The 15,806-nt window shown below is 63.1% G+C and carries 12 protein-coding genes; all 12 read right to left on the reverse strand.

Annotated elements, in window-relative coordinates; all coding sequences use genetic code 11:
* Positions 1 to 5: 5 nt before the first annotated feature.
* Positions 6 to 953: a LysR family transcriptional regulator gene (locus NAO55_RS11545; RefSeq protein WP_102839018.1), complete on the reverse strand. Its 948-nt coding sequence runs from the start codon at positions 951 to 953 to the stop codon at positions 6 to 8.
* Positions 954 to 1,033: 80 nt separating this feature from the next.
* A complete protein-coding gene (locus tag NAO55_RS11550) occupies positions 1,034 to 1,240 on the reverse strand; it encodes a hypothetical protein (protein WP_013984451.1) in 207 nt (68 codons plus the stop codon).
* Between the two features lie 496 nt (positions 1,241 to 1,736).
* Positions 1,737 to 2,984 (reverse strand): LysM peptidoglycan-binding domain-containing protein, encoded by a 1,248-nt coding sequence (locus NAO55_RS11555; RefSeq protein WP_102839017.1) that lies wholly within the window; start codon positions 2,982 to 2,984, stop codon positions 1,737 to 1,739.
* A gap of 5 nt (positions 2,985 to 2,989) precedes the next feature.
* Entirely contained in the window at positions 2,990 to 3,844 is an 855-nt protein-coding gene (locus tag NAO55_RS11560) for a DUF4123 domain-containing protein (RefSeq protein ID WP_003303899.1), read from the reverse strand.
* A complete protein-coding gene (locus NAO55_RS11565; protein ID WP_102839016.1) occupies positions 3,817 to 5,952 on the reverse strand; it encodes a type VI secretion system Vgr family protein in 2,136 nt (711 codons plus the stop codon). Before NAO55_RS11565 ends, NAO55_RS11560 begins: the two co-directional genes overlap by 28 nt.
* 15 nt (positions 5,953 to 5,967) lie before the next feature.
* Positions 5,968 to 7,476, reverse strand: coding sequence for a sigma-54 interaction domain-containing protein (locus tag NAO55_RS11570; protein ID WP_102839663.1), 1,509 nt, complete (start codon positions 7,474 to 7,476; stop codon positions 5,968 to 5,970).
* A 10-nt stretch (positions 7,477 to 7,486) separates the two neighbouring features.
* A complete protein-coding gene (gene tssH / locus NAO55_RS11575; protein ID WP_102839015.1) occupies positions 7,487 to 10,078 on the reverse strand; it encodes a type VI secretion system ATPase TssH in 2,592 nt (863 codons plus the stop codon).
* A gap of 11 nt (positions 10,079 to 10,089) precedes the next feature.
* A complete protein-coding gene (tssG, locus tag NAO55_RS11580) occupies positions 10,090 to 11,097 on the reverse strand; it encodes a type VI secretion system baseplate subunit TssG (RefSeq protein WP_102839014.1) in 1,008 nt (335 codons plus the stop codon).
* The gene (gene tssF, locus NAO55_RS11585; RefSeq protein ID WP_102839013.1) at positions 11,061 to 12,851 is read right to left on the reverse strand and encodes a type VI secretion system baseplate subunit TssF; all 1,791 of its coding nucleotides are present in this window, start codon (positions 12,849 to 12,851) and stop codon (positions 11,061 to 11,063) included. Before tssF ends, tssG begins: the two co-directional genes overlap by 37 nt.
* 55 nt (positions 12,852 to 12,906) lie before the next feature.
* On the reverse strand, positions 12,907 to 13,269 hold the full coding sequence (locus NAO55_RS11590; RefSeq protein WP_102839012.1) for a hypothetical protein: 363 nt from the start codon (positions 13,267 to 13,269) through the stop codon (positions 12,907 to 12,909).
* Positions 13,256 to 13,891 (reverse strand): DUF2931 family protein, encoded by a 636-nt coding sequence (locus NAO55_RS11595; RefSeq protein ID WP_102839011.1) that lies wholly within the window; start codon positions 13,889 to 13,891, stop codon positions 13,256 to 13,258. Before NAO55_RS11595 ends, NAO55_RS11590 begins: the two co-directional genes overlap by 14 nt.
* Positions 13,888 to 15,804, reverse strand: a complete 1,917-nt coding sequence (locus tag NAO55_RS11600; RefSeq protein ID WP_102839010.1) for a PAAR domain-containing protein — start codon at positions 15,802 to 15,804, stop codon at positions 13,888 to 13,890. The genes NAO55_RS11595 and NAO55_RS11600 overlap by 4 nt, the downstream gene beginning before the upstream one ends.
* Positions 15,805 to 15,806 lie beyond the last annotated feature (2 nt).

Consider the following 15,806-nt stretch of genomic DNA (forward strand, 5'->3'; position numbering starts at 1 on the left):
CCACCCTACGTCGTTTCAGGCTTGGCATCCTCGTTCTGCTCCAGCGCGCGCCGGGCATACATCCGGCATTCGGCGAGCAGCGCCAGCAGGTTCGGGTCGCGCTCCTTGGCCTTGAGGAACACCACGCCGATATGCTGCTGCAGGTGATAACGCGCCTGCAGCGGGATCAGCCGCACCCGCGATTCGTAGACCATGCCCACGCGCCCCGGCAGCAGCGCGTAGCCCACGCCCGAATTGACCATGCTCAGCAGGGTGAAGATATCGTTCACCTGCATCGCCACCTTCGGCTCGAAACCCGCTAGCTGGAACACCCGGTTGCCGTCCTGATGGGTGGCGAAACCCTGGGACAGCGTGATGAAAGTGGCGTCACGCAGATCGCTGAGATCCACTTCGCTCTGGTTGGCGAAGGGCGAGTCGGCCGGCGCGGCGAGGAAGATGTCGTCGGAAAACAGCTGCACCTGCGCGCAGTCCGGATCGGCCACGCTTTCGTTGAGCGACACCAGAATGGCGTCGAGCTCCATGTTCTTCAGCTTGTAGAGCAGGTCGACGTTGGAGCCGAGGATCAGGTCGATGTTGAGTTCGCTGCGGCGCAGTTTCAAACCCATGATCAGCTGCGGCACGGTCTTCACCGTCAGCGAATACAGCGCGCCGAGCTTGAAACGCTCGGCCGAGAAGCCGGCGGCTTCGCGGGTCTGGCGCACCGTCTCGAGCACGTCCTTGACCAGCTGCTGGGCGCGCTCTTCCAGCACGTAGGCGCTTTCCAGCGGGATCAGGTTGCGTCCCTCGTGCTTGAACAGCGGGCAGCGCAGTGCGCTTTCCAGGGAGTGGATGGCGCGGTGCACGCTGACGTTGCTGGTGTTCAGCTCCACCGCGGCCTTGCCCAGATTGCCGCTGCGCATGAAGGCCAGAAACACCTCCAGCTTCTTCAGGGTCAGCTCTTCGTCGATCTGCATGGCCGTTGCTCCGCGGTCGGGCAGACGATTATGCCGAACTCGTACTCAGGCGGGGCGCGAAAGCGGAGCAGTGCAGGCGATCAGGGCAGGGCGAGTTCTTCGTCTTCCGGAATCTCGTCCGTGACGTACACGCGTGCGTGTTCGCTCTGGGCGTCCTCGATACGCAAGCCGAAATAGGTTTCGTCATTGGCATCCCAGAACGCCTCGACCTGCTCAAGCGAGGCCTGCTCCAGCAGGACCTGCCCGGAGTGTTCGAGAATGATGGAATAGCGGCGATTGGCGGGCATGTGAGTGACTCTGATCATCGAAAGGCTGCAGGCGCAGCTGTGATGTCATTTTGTCACTTCAGCGGGCTTAATCCTCGCCCGTTCATCGGCCGCCAGCGTTTGGCTGCCGAACGGTTACCCACGCTACGAATGGCTTCCTTGAAACGCTGAGCTATGAGAACGGGCCGATGTCGAAGTATTTTCCCGCTGCTGCAAGGCCTAAGCTGACCCATATGCAGGAAAGGCTGAAGCTGGAAAAATACAACCAAAGCGAGATAGCCTTATTAACTTTTGGGCGGTTTATGCCAAACGAATATAGAAAGCTGTATTTGTGAAGCCGGTAAAAACTTTCGAATGGGCTATTGGATTCCCAGTTAGGATCATGTTTTTTTGAAAAATAACGATCTAGCCTATGTATCGCAAAAAAAGATACGTACAAGTTATTAATGGTGCCGAGTGCCAATATGGAAAATAATGCATATAGCATTATTGCTTTAAGGGAGATTGCAGTGGGCATCTATTGCACCCCTTCGTAGATTACTTCGCCTAGCATTTCGCCGAGTTCGCCTCCTTCACTCCCACCATAATAGGCACCAAGACCGGCACCAGCTAACCCCACTACGAGTAAAACTGGTGCTCCTACAGTTACGCCGAGAGCTAATGCAATGCCACCAACAATGGCTGTGGCTGCTTGTGCAGTTAGAAAGCCTCCTATCCCGCCGACACTTGCGCTACCAACGAACCCGCCGATTTGTTTAAAGCTGACTTGCTTGCAGCTACCGCTATCCTCTAACGAACAGGCGTCATGGATTCTGTTCAATCGAACGCCACCATCGATGGCGATACCCAAGTAACCTAAGCGGCCGGCGCCCTTCGCCCAATTCGAAACCGTATTGATGCGTTGCCCAAGCTGCGGAACTTCGCCTCTTTCAGTAATCGCAGAAGCGTTATGCAGGATCGATTTGGTCGATAGGCCGAGCGTGGTCTTGATGCTGTCGTAATTACGGATATTGACAGTTGAAAGGGTCAGGCGGCCAAGGGAATGATTCAGCTGGCCGAATAGCTGCTGACGCTTCGCATAGAACTCCGGCGAAAATCGGTTGGGGTTTCCGGTGCGGCTGAGCTCGTCGACATACGCGACGTTGATCTTTTCCAGCGTGCTCCTGACGTCCCCTAGCTGGCGTCCGGCTGCGGCACTCAGTACACCCAGCGCGGTGCTCTGGTGGGATGCGACGGTTTCCAACGAGACGTAGTCCAGAACTTTCAGATGCCGCTTGACCGTCATGGCTTCGGCGGGTGACAGCTGTTGAATGCCTTCACTTGCGAGTCGCGCCTGTTCCCTGAGGGCTTCCAGGCGTTGTCGGTCGGCGTCGGTGCGCGGCATGTTGGAGATGATGACAATCTCGCCAGGCAGTACCGTCTCGTTGAGATGCTCGTTGTTACGCTGGAACAACGAGCGGTGGAGGAAGTGCATTTCACGTCCGTAGATCGCCTCATAGATCGCCTGGCGGCTCTGCACTTCTTCGTTCCAGTAGAAGGCGACGTCGAATGCAGCCCCGCTGCACTGGCTGTCCTGCATGATCTGTCCCGCGGTGCAGCCGGGGCGTGCCGGGCTGCTCGACGCGGGCATGCGCAAGATCTGGCCTGCCTGGATCTGGTTTGGGTTTTCAATCTGCGGGTTCAGGCGTAACAGGCTGCTGACAGTGATGCCGTGATCGCTGGCGATCCGGGTCAGGGTGTCGCCCCTCTGTATCGTGTATTCCATTCGCTTTATCCATGCAGTCCAAGCAGGCAGGCTTCGATACGAGCCAGCCGGTGCTCGGCAGGTTCTTCCTTGTTGGTCAGCCCCGTTCGAACCTCGGGGCTGTCGATGGCATCGGGAAACTGCAGCGCTAATTCAACGTAAGCGAACAGGTGCCGTTCTGCCTCGATACCGAATGCCTCGGCTTCGTGCACGCGCTGCTTGACGACCGCTTCCAGCTCCGGGGCGGCCTTTTCATGAAAGTTGTCTGCAGAAAAATGGCTGATCAGGCGCTGGATGAAACGCTGTCGCTCCTGTTGTTGCCAATGGGCAAGGTGCTCGGGACGGAGCGCAAACCAGCCCTCGTCGTCAGCAGTTCTGCCGAGAGAAATCTGGTTTGTGGTGAAACCTCGCCATTCGCTCTGCTCGTTGGTCAGCCAGATGCCGCTGATCGGGCCGAGCCAAGCGCCCAGCTCTTCTTGCGTGAGGCTGTCGAAGAAGCGTTCGCTCAAGGCCGGGTCGTAGAACCTGCAGAATGCCAGTTCACCGGAGGGCAATCTGACGCTGAGAAGGCTGCGCAAATGGTTCGCCAGATCATCGATGCTCGCCGCGCTTTCCAACAGCAGCCCTGCCGATTGCCAGCGCTCCCGGTTCTGCCACATCAGATGCTGCCCCGCGAGGCTGTACAGCACGGGGCTGCATTCCAGCATGGACTCATGGCGCGTGCCTCGGTACAGCAGCTCCAGGTGGGGTTCGTCGTCGTGCTGGTAGATGATCTGCAGAGCCGGTAATGCAGCACTATCGAGCAGCAGGTAGAGGTCGTCTCGCTCGATGTCCGGTTCTTCTACAGCCTGCATCAGGCCGTGCTCGCGTTCTTGCCGCATGGGCAAACCTCCAAGTGGCATGAGCCATCGGCTTGCATTGCGCATTGCTTGACCAACAGCAGCTTGGCGGCCGCGGCCTGTTTGAGTTGCCGCGACATGTTGATCAGGGCAGGCGAGGTGAGGCTGCCGGCAATGGCGCTGGTTGCCAGCCATGGCATTACCGGCGCCAGGATCTTCAGCCCCGAGCCCTTTCCGGCAGCGCCACCCGAATTCATCCGGATCGTCGCACCGCTCAGCGTCACTCCGCTGGGGTCGAGCTTGAGGAAACTGCCGCCGGCTGAGGCGGTGAGTTCCATGCCGGCGTCGATCACGACCTTGCTGCCGGCGTAGTAGTGGATTTCGTTGCCCGCCTCGACGAACTGCCCGGTGCCCAGCTTGATGTGCTGGCTGTTGCCGACTGTGAGGTGGTCGTTGGCGCGGACTTCGGTCTTGCGATCGGCGTGGGTGGTGCGGTGTTCCTCGGCCTTGAATTCGCCGTAGCTGTTGGCCTCGACGGTGTCGTGGCGCTCGTGGCCGACGCGGATCTTCTGGTCGTGCTCGATGTTCTCATCCCAGTCGCGCTGGGCGTGGATGTAGATCTGTTCCTGGCCCTTGCGGTCTTCGATACGCAGTTCGTTGTAGCCACCACCACCCGGGCTGCTCAGAGTCTTGAACACCGTGCGGGTCTTGTTGGACGGCAGGTCGTAGGGGACCTGATGTTCCTTGTGGTACAGGCAGCCGGTCACCAAGGGTTGATCGGGATCGCCTTCGAGGAAGGTCACCAGCACTTCCATGCCGACCCGCGGGATGGCGATGCCGCCGTAGCGGTCGCCGGCCCAGCTGGAGGAGACGCGCAGCCAGCAGCTGGTCTTGTCGTCGGCCTGGCCTTCGCGATCCCAGTGGAACTGGACTTTTACGCGGCCGTACTCGTCGCAGTGGATCTCTTCGCCGGCGGGGCCGGTGACCACGGCGGTCTGGCTTCCGAGCACCTTCGGTTTAGGATGGTGAAGGGCTGGGCGGAAGGGGATGTCCCAGGGCGTGGCGCTGAAGCGGTTGCGGTAGCCCTGATGGAACTGAGCGTTGCCTGGAGCGCCCTCACCCCCAGCCCCTCTCCCGGAGGGAGAGGGGAGCTCCAGTATCGACTCCTCCAATACCTGCGGCTGCTTGCCTTCGTGCAGCACGTCGGTAAGCAGCCAGAGCTGGTTCCAGTCGCTGCGCGGGTGTTCGCCAAGCGGCAGGAAGTGCCCGCTGACCAGCCGCGGCTGGTCGCTGTCGCCTTCGGCCAGCTCGTAGTCGTGGCGGTGGCGTTCCAGAGCACGCTGCGATAGGTGCTTGCCGCGGGTGCGCTCGGTGAAGCGGCCGGGGTAGTCGTAGTCTTCGAGATCCGGCTGGAACTCGCTGTGGAACGCGGCCTCCATGATCAGGCGTGGCTTCTCGAAATCGTAGTCGCGGCGCGTGACCCGGCTAGTACGGGTTTCCAGGCGCAGGCCGAAACGCTTGATCATCGGCTGGTCGGCGACCAGGCCGCTGTCCTGCTGATAGGCGGTGGCGGTGAGCTTGGCGAAGATCGTCTGGTCATCGCCGAAGACCAGTACATGACCGGACGAGCTGTGCTGGAAGTGATAGTGGATGCCCTCTTCCTCGCATAGGCGCTGGATGAAGTGCAGGTCGGTCTCGTCGTACTGCACGCAGTACTCACGCTCTGGGTAGATCACCGGGCCGAGTTGGAAGCGGTAGGCATCGGCCTGGATGCCGTGTTCCTCGAGCACTTGGGCAACGATCTGCGGCACGCTCAGGTGCTGGAAGATGCGCTGGTTGGTGCGATGGGCGAGGTAGGCCAGCTGCGGCACCAGCGTAAGGCGATAGCGGGTCAGGCGTTGGCCGGATTCACCCTGGGCCGCCTGATGCACCAGGCCGTGGATGCCGCTGCCGCCCGGCGCAAAGGCGAGAAACGCCGGGCGATGCAGCAGGCTTTCCAGATCCAGGTCGGGGCGCTCGCTGATCAGTTCCAGGTCGAAGCGATAGGGCTGGCTGATGGCCTCTCGGCCCTGGAATTCGAGCATCTTGAAGTCGTGCTCGACGCCTTCGAGGCAAAGCGTGAAGTGGGCCTGGTTGGCTGGGTTGAACATGGCGTCTTTCCTTCCTTAGAGATCGGCCGGGCTGATATTCAGCCGTTCCATGCGATACAGCAGCGTACGCCGCGGCAGACCGAGTTCGCGGGCGGCCTGGCTCTGGTTGCCGCCGTTCTTGCGCAGGCAATCCATGAGCAGGCTGCGTTCGACCCGCTCCATGCGTTCGCGCAGGTTCAGGCTGCTGTCCAGGCTTGCTTCCACATGCAGATTGAAGTGTTCCGGCAGCAGCTCACCGCCCTCGCAGAGCAGCACGGCGCGCTCCACCAGACCCTTCAACTCCCGCACGTTGCCGGGGAAGGCATAGCCTGCCAGACGTTCGAGCGCGGCGTCGGACCAGCGACACAGATCGCGCTGGAGGAAGGCGCAGGCCTTGTCGGCGAAATGCCGGGCCAGGCGCAGGATGTCCTCGTCACGCTCGCGCAGCGGCGGCAGTTCGATGGGGAAGTGCGAGAGGCGGTAGAACAGGTCCTCGCGAAACAGGCCGTTTTCCACCTGGCTGCGCAGGTCGCGATGGGTAGCGGCGACGATGCGCACGTCGACCTTGTGGGTTTCGGTGGAGCCCAGCGGGCGTACTTCGCCTTCCTGCAGCACGCGCAACAGCTTGGCCTGCAGCAGCAGCGGCATGTCGCCGATCTCGTCGAGAAACAGCGTGCCGCCGTTCGCCGCGTCGAGCAGGCCACTGCGGTCGCGGTCGGCGCCGGTGAAGGCGCCTTTGCGGTAGCCGAACAGTTCGCTTTCCAGCAGCTGCTCAGGCAGCGAGGCGCAGTTCTGCACGACGAAGGGCTTGCTGCGGCGAAACCCGCAGTCGTGAATGGCGCGCGCCACCAGTTCCTTGCCAGTGCCGGTTTCTCCCGTGAGCAGCACGTTGACCGGGCTGTGCAGTACCTTGCCGATCAGTTGGTAGACCGCGCGCATGCGCGGACTGTCGCCGATCAGGCCGTAACCGCTGGCGCAGGGACTGACTGGCGCGGCAGGAGGCGTGGTGCTGCCGGGCGCGCGCAGGCGTTGGAGCAGATGCAGCTGGGCGAGGCCGAAGGCGCCGAGCTGGGCCAGCGAGCCGCTGAAGCCGTGCAGCTCGCGCGACTCGGTACTGGCTGTGAGCAGCAGGCCGGCGACGCGCTGCTGCTCGTCCTGTAGTGGCAGGCAGAGCAGGCTGCGCCAGGGAATCGGGCTGTCCGGCAGAAAGCCCGATGCGTGCAGGCTGCTGTCCAGTTCGCTGAGACAGAGGGTCTGGTTCTGGCACAGGCAGTATTGCAGCAGCTGCTCGCCGTCGTAATCGCTCGGCAGGCTGGTGGCTTCGCGTGGCTGCAACAGGCCGTTGTGCCACTCGGCCGAGAGCGTCAGGCGGGTGTGGGTGGCGTCCAGCAGATAGAGCTGGCTGAGCTGGCAATCGCTCAGCTGCGCCGCGGTTTCCACCAGCCCACCGAGCAGGCTGTCGGCATTCGCCGCGCGCGCCAGCCCGGCGAAGCGGCCCAGCAGGGCCTCGGCATAGCGCAGTGGCTGTGGCACCTGATTGAACATCGCGGACATCTCAGGCGAACTCACAGATCAGCGCGCCGTCGCCATCCAGCGTGGCATGCACCCGCTGCAGCGGCTCGCCACTGGCCATGGCATCGAGCAGGCGGTCCACCACCAGCGGTTGCAGGTGCTGCTCGATCAGATGGTCGATCAGCCGTGCACCGCTGTCGCTGTCGCCGCAGCGCTCGGAGAGGTGCGTGACCAGCGCCGGGCAGTGGCTGAACTGCAGCTGGCGACGCTGCAGCCGCTCACCGAAGCGTGCCAGCTTGAGTATGACCAGCTCGTCGAGCACTTCGCCGGCGATCGGGTAATAGGGCACCACGCGCATGCGCCCGAGCAGGGCCGGCTTGAAGTGCTGCGACAGTTGCGGACGGATGGCCAGTTCCAGATCCTCGGCCGCCGGTCGCTGCCCGGCGGTGCAGAAACTGGCGATGCGCTCGCTGGCGAGGTTGCTGGTCATCAGGATCAGGGTGTTGCGGAAGTTGATCTCGCGGCCTTCGCCGTCATTCGCCACGCCCTTGTCGAAGATCTGATAGAAGACATTCATCACATCCGGATCGGCCTTCTCCACCTCGTCGAGCAGGATCACCGAGTAGGGTTTCTGCCGCACCGCTTCGGTGAGCATGCCGCCTTCGCCGTAGCCGACATAGCCTGGAGGCGCGCCGATCAGGCGGGAAACGCTGTGCCTCTCCTGGAACTCGGACATGTTGATCACGGTGAGGAAGCGCTCACCGCCGTACAGCAGGTCGGCCAGCGCCAGGGCGGTTTCGGTCTTGCCGACGCCGCTGGGGCCGACCAGCAGGAACACGCCCACCGGAGCGTCGGGTTTGTTCAGCCCGGCCGCTGCTGCGCGCATGGCACGATCCAGCGCTTCCACGGCCTGCTCCTGACCGCGCACCCGGGCGCGCAGATCTGTGGCGAAGTTGGCGACCTGGGCGTTGTGCTCCCGGGCCAGCTGCGTCAGGGGCACGCCGGTCCAGTGGCTGATCACCTCGGCCACCAGGCGCGGGCAGACCTCATGGCTGACCAGTCGTTGCTCGGTCTGGGCGGCGGCGAGTTCGGCCTGCACGGTGCGCAGCTCGGCCTCCAGCTCAGCGAACGATGGAGCCTCGCCGTCCTCGTTTGCATCGCTGCGCGCTTCGGCCGTGCGCTTGCGCAGCTCGAGCAGACGCTCGGCGAGCTGGCGCTGCTTGGCCCAGCGGAATTCGAGCTGCTCGATCTCGTCCCCCGCCGCGATCAGACGTTGCTCCAGCCGCTCGAGGACAGCCGCGTCGACCGGCAGGCCAGCGGCCAGATCGCGGCGCACGGCTTCACGTTGACGCTCGCCTTCGGCGACCTCGCCACGCAGGCGTTCCAGCGCCTCGGGTGCGGTGGCGAGGCTGATGCGCACCCGCGCGCAGGCGGTATCCAGCACGTCGACGGCCTTGTCCGGCAGCTGCCGGCCGGCCAGGTAGCGCGCCGACAGTTCGGCGGCGGCCGTGACCGCATCGTCGCGCAGGTAGATGCCGTGGCTCTTTTCGTAGACCGGCGCCAGCCCGCGCAGGATGGTGACGGCTTCCGGAACGCTCGGCTCGTGCAGTTGCACCGGCTGGAAACGGCGGGCCAGGGCCGGGTCCTTCTCGAAGTACTTCTTGTACTCGCTCCAGGTCGTCGCCGCGATGGTGCGCAGCTCGCCGCGCGCCAGGGCCGGCTTGAGCAGATTGGCCGCATCGCCGCTGCCGGCCTGGCCGCCGGCGCCAATCAGGGTGTGCGCCTCGTCGATGAACAGGATGATCGGCTTGGCTGAGGCCTTCACCTCGTCGATCACCCCCTGCAGACGGCGTTCGAATTCGCCCTTCACACTGGCGCCGGCCTGCAGCAGACCGAGGTCCAGGCAGAGCAGCTCGACGCCCTTGAGTGCCGCAGGCACTTCCCCGCTGGCGATGCGCAGGGCCAGGCCTTCGACGATGGCGGTCTTGCCGACCCCGGCCTCGCCGACCACGATCGGATTGTTCTTCCGCCGCCGGGCGAGGATGTCGATCATCTGGCGGATCGCCGAGTCGCGGCAGAGCACCGGATCGAGCTTGCCATCGCGGGCCTGCTGGGTGAAGTTGTGGGTAAAGCGCGCCAGATTCGACTCGCCACTGGCTGTCGGCTTGCCGTTCGCGGCCTGCGGCTGCTGGCTGAGGGTGAAGTCGCGCAGGCGCTCGGCGTCCAGCCGGGCCAGCAATGGCTGGTAATGACTGCCGGCATAGCGCAGCGGATTGCGCAGCAGCGCGAGAATCAGCGCGGCCTGGTCGATCTGGCTCTGGCCGAGTTCCAGGCTGGCCACCAGCAAGGCATCCTGCAGCCATTGCACCAGTTCGGTGGAAAACACCGGGTTACGCGACTCGCTGTGCTCGCCTCGCGGTTGCAGCGCCTGCGCCAGTGCGCCGGCATCCACTTCGGCATCCAGCAAGGCTCGCTTGAGCAGTCCATCGGGACGCTCGAGCAGGCCGAGCAGCAGATCCTCGACGAGAATCTTGCTGCCGCCACGTACCACGCAGCGTTCGGCTGCGCCTTCCAGATCCTGTTTACTGGTGGCATCCAGGGCTAGCACCAGTTGCTGTAAGTCGACGTTGATCATGTCCATCTTCCTTAATGAGTCTTGCTGCCCAGGGTGACCAGGCCGTCGGCGCGTTCGCGTCCGAGCCAGCTGGTCCAGCCGAGGCGGCAGTTGTTGTCGGCGCCGATGCGCAGTTCACGGATCTCGTCCGGGCGAAGCTCCAGGCGCAGGTCGTAATCCAGCGGATCGCGCAGGGTGAAGCGCACCAGCGCACAGAGCGGCTGGTAGCCGCTGCCGATGGGCAGGAATTCGTGAAAACGATTCCAGTCCAGCTGGCGGATATGGATGCGGAACTTGCCGCCGCGGTCGCGGACCCGCTCGCCGAGCACCAGGCTCTCGCCCAGCTGGCTGTTGGCCATACCGAGACGGTTGCGTTGCTCGTCAAGGATTTCCACCTGGCGCTCCAGGCATTGCTCGATGTTCAACTCGGCGTGCTTGAAGTAGTAGCGCAGCACCGACTCGATCAGTGCTGCCGAGTGCGCGCGCAGGCTGAGCAGGCCGAGATAGGGCAGCAGGCGCTTCCAGTTCAGCTCCGGCGCGCTGCGGATGGCCTCACCGCTGAGCCCGACCAGGGCGAATAGCTGCTCCGAGAAGGGGTCATGGGCGCCGCTGGTGAAGCGGGCGCGGTAGCGGTACTTCTGCCAGATCGGCAGCAGCAGGCGCTGCAGGCGGTTGTTGAACAGGTCGAGAAAGTCGCGGGTCGGGTTGCCGTCCTCGCTGTCGCCAAGCGCCTGTTCGCCGTAGAAGGCCGGCAGTGGCGAGCCGGCGCCGAACAGGCTGACCAGGTTGATGCGCAGGCGCGCGCGCCACTCGGCGTGCTCCTGGAAGAACTGCACCTGCTCGATATCGCTGCCGGGAAAGCCCAGGCTCGGGTTGGCCTGGAATTCCAGGCGTTCATAGAGCGCCTCGTCATCCAGACCGGGATTGAGCTGGCGCAGGCGATCAAGCACCAGCAGCACACCCTGGAACAGGCTGTACTCGCGGATGCCGCGGTTGAGCGGTTTCAGAGCAGCGGTTGCTGACCCATGCGCGGCGTCCATTGGTACACCTCTCCCTGTGTGCTCTGCACGCGCAGCTCGTGATACGAGTTGAGGCTGGCGTAGAGGGCGAAGAATTCGTTGAGCACCGAGGCGAAGAGGAACAGATCGCCCTCACCAATGAAGCCGTCCTGATTCATGGTCAGTTCGGTACGTACGCCGCGCACCGGCAGCCCGCGATGCAGGCGATCGACGTGCTGGTGGGCGATGTGAGTCAGGCCGCCGAGGCGCCGCCGGCTGACGTTCTCGGCGTGCTTGTCGTAATAGCGTGGTAGGTCGTAGGTCTCGAGGATCACCTTGAGCGCCTCGACGTTGGCCAATGACAGGTAGTTCAGCGACATGTTGCTGATCAGCTTCCACAGATAGTCGCGCTGCAGCGGCGGTGCGTAGCTCGGGGTGACCGCCGAGATATTGCGGAAGCTGAGAAATTCGGGAGTGTCTTCGCAGGGCTTGCAGATGTCGCCGAGCTTAAGCTGGCGCGGCAGGTTCTGGTTGGTGCAGGTCAGCTCGATGGACAGCGTCTCGTGCTGGTCGAGGTTGCGCAGGCCGAAGCTGAGCCAGGTTTCCTGGCCTTCGCCCAGCAGTGAAGGCTGCTGGCGCACACTGTAGTGCGGGCGCGCCACCGGCACATCGAAGCTGGGGTCATGCTCGAAGGATTCGAACGGCACGTACTCTTCGTAGCCCATGCCGCCGGGTTTCCAACCGGTGACCCGATCCACCGAAAACACACCGCATTGCTGCGCATCGTACTCGGCCGGCAGCAGCAGGTACTGGTCCTGCTTGCCGTCCAGGCGGATCGGGATGGCATCGTGCGGGAACAGGTTGACCACCGGCGTACAGTACAGGCGCACGTTGTCCAGCGTCGGGCGGATGCGCTGCACGCCGGCCTTGTGAATATCGAAGCGCAGCTCCAGGCCGCGGGCCTGCTTGAGCAGGTCGTCCGGAATGCGCTGAATGATCTCCAGGCCCTTGAGGTCGACGAAGAGAAACTTGTCCGGGAAGGCGAAATATTCCTGCAGGTAGCGATAGCCGCGGAAGGTATTGAGCGGGTAAGGGATCAGCGCCTCATCCTCGGCGAATCCCACCGGTTCGACCTGCTTGGCGGTGAGCTGCAAGGGCGTCAGCGGGCTGCCATCGGAGCTGGTCAGTGGGTGGCCCTGCTCGTCCAGCGGCACCAGCTCGATGCCGCCCAGGTGGCGCAACAGGCTGAGGTAGAGCAGCTGGCTGATATAGGGCTCGCCCGCCAGGTGCAGGCGCAGATGACTGAGGCCGATCTCGCCGAGATGGCCATCGGCGCTCATCTGCAGGCGCAGGCTGAGCAGCGCACCGGTGCCCTTGACCGAATACTCCAGCGTCTGCAACGCCAGAGGCAGCACCTCGGTGGCGTAGGCGGTACGAAAGCAGCAGCTGACGCCCTGCACCGGATTGGATTCGACTGGCGTGTTGCGCGGCACTGTCAGCGCCGGGCCAGGGCGCTTCAGCGGATCGAACTGCAGCATGCTGAAAGCCGGCAGCGGACGCATGTAGTTCGGCCACAGCAGATGCATCAGCGAGTGGGTCAGTTCCGGCAGCTCGTCATCGAGCTTCTGCCGCAGCCGCCCGGTGAGAAAGGCGAAGCCTTCGAGCAGACGCTCGACATCCGGGTCGCGTCCGGCCTGCCCGAGGAACGGCGCCAGTGCCGGACTCCGCTCGGCGAAGCGCTTGCCGAGCTGGCGCAGGGCGGTGAGCTCGCTCTGGTAGTAATGGTTGAAAGACATGTCTAACGATTCATCCTTGTCGTTTCGTGTCCGGCGCGCTTGCGCGGCAGGGCTCCTAGCGTCGGCGGTAGCATCCCGTGGAGGTGTCCATGTTCACGAGCAGGCAGTTGCCGTGTGGCTTCAGCCTCATCTTGTCGAAGAAGGCCCTCGGCCCGCGTTCGCGCAACTCGATCTGCCCGTCCACCATTGCCCAGCGCCCTCGACCCTGGATGTCGAGGCTGCCGTAGTAGAGCGCCGCCTCGAACGTGCCCTGTTCATGGAGCAGCAGCTGTGAGCCCATTTCCACCACGCCGACCAGTTCGTAGCGCCCGGCCAGTTCGCGCGGCGGCGGGGAAGTGTTGGTGCAGGCGGCCAATGTCAGAGCGAGGGCGGCGAGCGCCAGGCGGGCGCAGCGTGAGGAGGGTTTACCACGAGCCATAGGGCACCCCGTGTTGCTCGACATAGGCCTTGGCCTCGTCCGAGATGAAGTAGTAGTGCCCATCGGATTTCCCGCCATAAGGTCCGACTTTGCTGATCGCGGCGTGGAACCGACCGATTTCGATGGACCGGACGCAGGGACCGCCGACCCAGGCCTTGGCGACACCGCCGGGGGCCAGCCCAATGGTGATGTCTTTGCGAAATTGTCTATCCAGCCACTTGCCCTGAAAGTGGCAATAGCCGCGTTGAGGCTTGAGCATTTCCTCGCGCACCCACTCGGGAATATTGATGCGTACGTTGTAGGTCTGCGGTTCGACCAGCGATTGCCAACGCACGAAAATGATCTCCGGCAGATCAATACCTGGCAGGTCCTTGCCTGCGCCTCCTGCTGGATGTTCAGGCCAGCCGCTGACCTTGCCGGAGTAGGAAGGGATCCCGCCACTGACGCGCTCGTAGGCCAGCCCCCTGCGGTCGATCACATCCACGCTTTCCACCCAGATTTCCATATGCTCAGGCGCAAAGACACCCACAAACCAGGCGTTATAGGGGAGTTTCGGCTGGGCGTGGCTGTTGGTGCAGCCGCTGAGCAGAGCGAGTATGCAGGCGAGAAGGAGTTTCTTCATTCGGGATAGCCTTGCTGTGGCTTATTGTTGTAGACCAGCCGTACATTGGGTGCCGGCTTGCTAATAAGCAGTCCGCTGGTGGGTTTCCAGTGCGCGGATAAGTGGATATAGCGCGACCGAAGCAGATGCTCCTCATGTACATCAAGCTCGTACCGGCCGCCCTCGGCATAAGTCATTAACTTGGAGTGGATCTGCTGGAGTTCGGAAGGGAGAGCCAATACGGGATCTCTGTCCTGTATAGGCCGTAACGGTACTCCATGATGCGAAGCGAGGTTTCGCATCACACGCAAATACACCAGCGCAAGTTCACTGCGTATTGGGCGCTCAATGGCTACCAGGCCTAACACCCAATCCTCCGGCGGATGGTTGACGCCGCGGGGGTGGAGTTTGCGGATGCGGCGAACGTCTTTTTTAAGCTGATCCTCCGGCAGCCCAAAAGCCTTCCACTTTTCGTATTGGCGCTCGGTTTCGCGCCAGGCGTGAGTACGTTCAGTTGGTGTGTCCGCGGGCACCGTGGAGCTGACCGGACGACTGAGGATCAGCTTTTCCTGCACAACCGGAAGATAGCCGCCACCGATATCTGAGTGCGCGCCGGGGAGGGTTATCTCTTGATGATGTGGGGCCACGCTATTGAGCGCGAAGTTCCAGCGCATCTCGTCGCGAGCCTTCAGCTGAAGCACTTTGCGCGCGCAATTTGGTGGGAGGTACAGGTTGACACCTGGATTGTGGTGGTCCGCAGGGCTGAAGTCCCAGCTCAACGGGTCGGCCACGGCCGCCACCGTATCGAACAGACCGATGAAGTTAATCTGAACGTTGGTGGCCCAGTCGAATTTCGCGTTAAACCCCGGCGCCTGCGCATTGAATAAACTCGCCAGGATGCCGCTTTCCGATTTGAGTATTTCGTTGGCGAAGTGACGGGCCGCAGCAGCCCCGCGACTGAATCCAAAGATGTCGAGTTCCAACCCTTCGATTTCCAGATTGGGGTTATTACCCAGCAGGCGACCCAGCGACTCTTGGATCTTCTGCGGACTTTGCATCACCCGGGCCACTACGCCGGTATCGCCCATACCAGTCCCCTGCCCGTACACCGAGTCTTCTTCCCCGCTGCTGGTGCCGATGCCTTCGAGATACGCCTTGATGCTGGCGCTACGCTCGTCCTTAGCCAGGCTCCGGGTCGCATCGTCCTTGTACAGGTCGAACAGCCGCGCTACGTTGCTCGGCGCGTTGCCGTAGCTGTTGTCCGGTGTCTGGGTAAAGAAGCCGTTGCCTTCGCTACCGCCGAAACCATGCGCCCTACAATACTCGACGACCTCCCCGAGGGTGCGCTCGTCCAGCAGGGTCAGGTCGTCCTGACGACACTTTTCGGTCACGGCAGCATTAGCCAGGTTGTTGCCGGTGCCATCGAAGAACACGCCGATTCGCAGGGTGATGCCCTGGCGCGCCTGTTGCTGCGGCTGATCGGCCAGCTCCTCTTCTTCGTCTTCCTCTTCCAGGCCCAACGGCGCGAGGTCACCCGGCTCTTCCTGCCAGGCCCGGGCTATCGGTTCAGATGAGCGAAAGGCCTCGGCGGCGGCCGCCGCAGTAACTGCCTTGGCAATTCCAAGGGCTGTAGGCGCGAGGAAGGGGGCCGCGTTGTGGGTGCTGCCGATGACCACCGTCCCCGAACCCGCGGTCACGACATTGCCATGACTCCCCACACTGCCCACCACCGCCGCCGGCTTGCCATCGATCAGCACGTTGGGGATCACTGCGCTGGCCATTGCGCCGCCGCAGGCGGAAGCGTCGCCCATGCGCGCGGCCGGCAGGCCGTCGAACAGCACGTCGGGTGAGCCGGCGGCGATGGGGTTGGTGCCGTGGCCGGTCTTCGGGCAGGCGGTAGGATCGCCGAGGCGGGCTGCAGGTTTGCCGGACATCC

Source organism: Stutzerimonas frequens, assembly GCF_024448335.1.
GTDB lineage: Bacteria > Pseudomonadota > Gammaproteobacteria > Pseudomonadales > Pseudomonadaceae > Stutzerimonas > Stutzerimonas frequens.

Excerpts from the sequence above, each read along its gene's own strand:
- NAO55_RS11550 (WP_013984451.1), bottom strand. The coding sequence starts at position 1,240 with ATGCCCGCCAATCGCCGCTATTCCATCATTCTCGAACACTCCGGGCAG.
- NAO55_RS11600 (WP_102839010.1), bottom strand. The coding sequence starts at position 15,804 with ATGTCCGGCAAACCTGCAGCCCGCCTCGGCGATCCTACCGCCTGCCCG.
- tssH (WP_102839015.1), bottom strand. The coding sequence starts at position 10,078 with ATGATCAACGTCGACTTACAGCAACTGGTGCTAGCCCTGGATGCCACC.
- NAO55_RS11570 (WP_102839663.1), bottom strand. The coding sequence starts at position 7,476 with ATGTTCAATCAGGTGCCACAGCCACTGCGCTATGCCGAGGCCCTGCTG.
- NAO55_RS11565 (WP_102839016.1), bottom strand. The coding sequence starts at position 5,952 with ATGTTCAACCCAGCCAACCAGGCCCACTTCACGCTTTGCCTCGAAGGC.
- tssF (WP_102839013.1), bottom strand. The coding sequence starts at position 12,851 with ATGTCTTTCAACCATTACTACCAGAGCGAGCTCACCGCCCTGCGCCAG.
- NAO55_RS11595 (WP_102839011.1), bottom strand. The coding sequence starts at position 13,891 with ATGAAGAAACTCCTTCTCGCCTGCATACTCGCTCTGCTCAGCGGCTGC.
- NAO55_RS11555 (WP_102839017.1), bottom strand. The coding sequence starts at position 2,984 with ATGGAATACACGATACAGAGGGGCGACACCCTGACCCGGATCGCCAGC.
- tssG (WP_102839014.1), bottom strand. The coding sequence starts at position 11,097 with ATGGACGCCGCGCATGGGTCAGCAACCGCTGCTCTGAAACCGCTCAAC.
- NAO55_RS11560 (WP_003303899.1), bottom strand. The coding sequence starts at position 3,844 with ATGCGGCAAGAACGCGAGCACGGCCTGATGCAGGCTGTAGAAGAACCG.
- NAO55_RS11590 (WP_102839012.1), bottom strand. The coding sequence starts at position 13,269 with ATGGCTCGTGGTAAACCCTCCTCACGCTGCGCCCGCCTGGCGCTCGCC.
- NAO55_RS11545 (WP_102839018.1), bottom strand. The coding sequence starts at position 953 with ATGCAGATCGACGAAGAGCTGACCCTGAAGAAGCTGGAGGTGTTTCTG.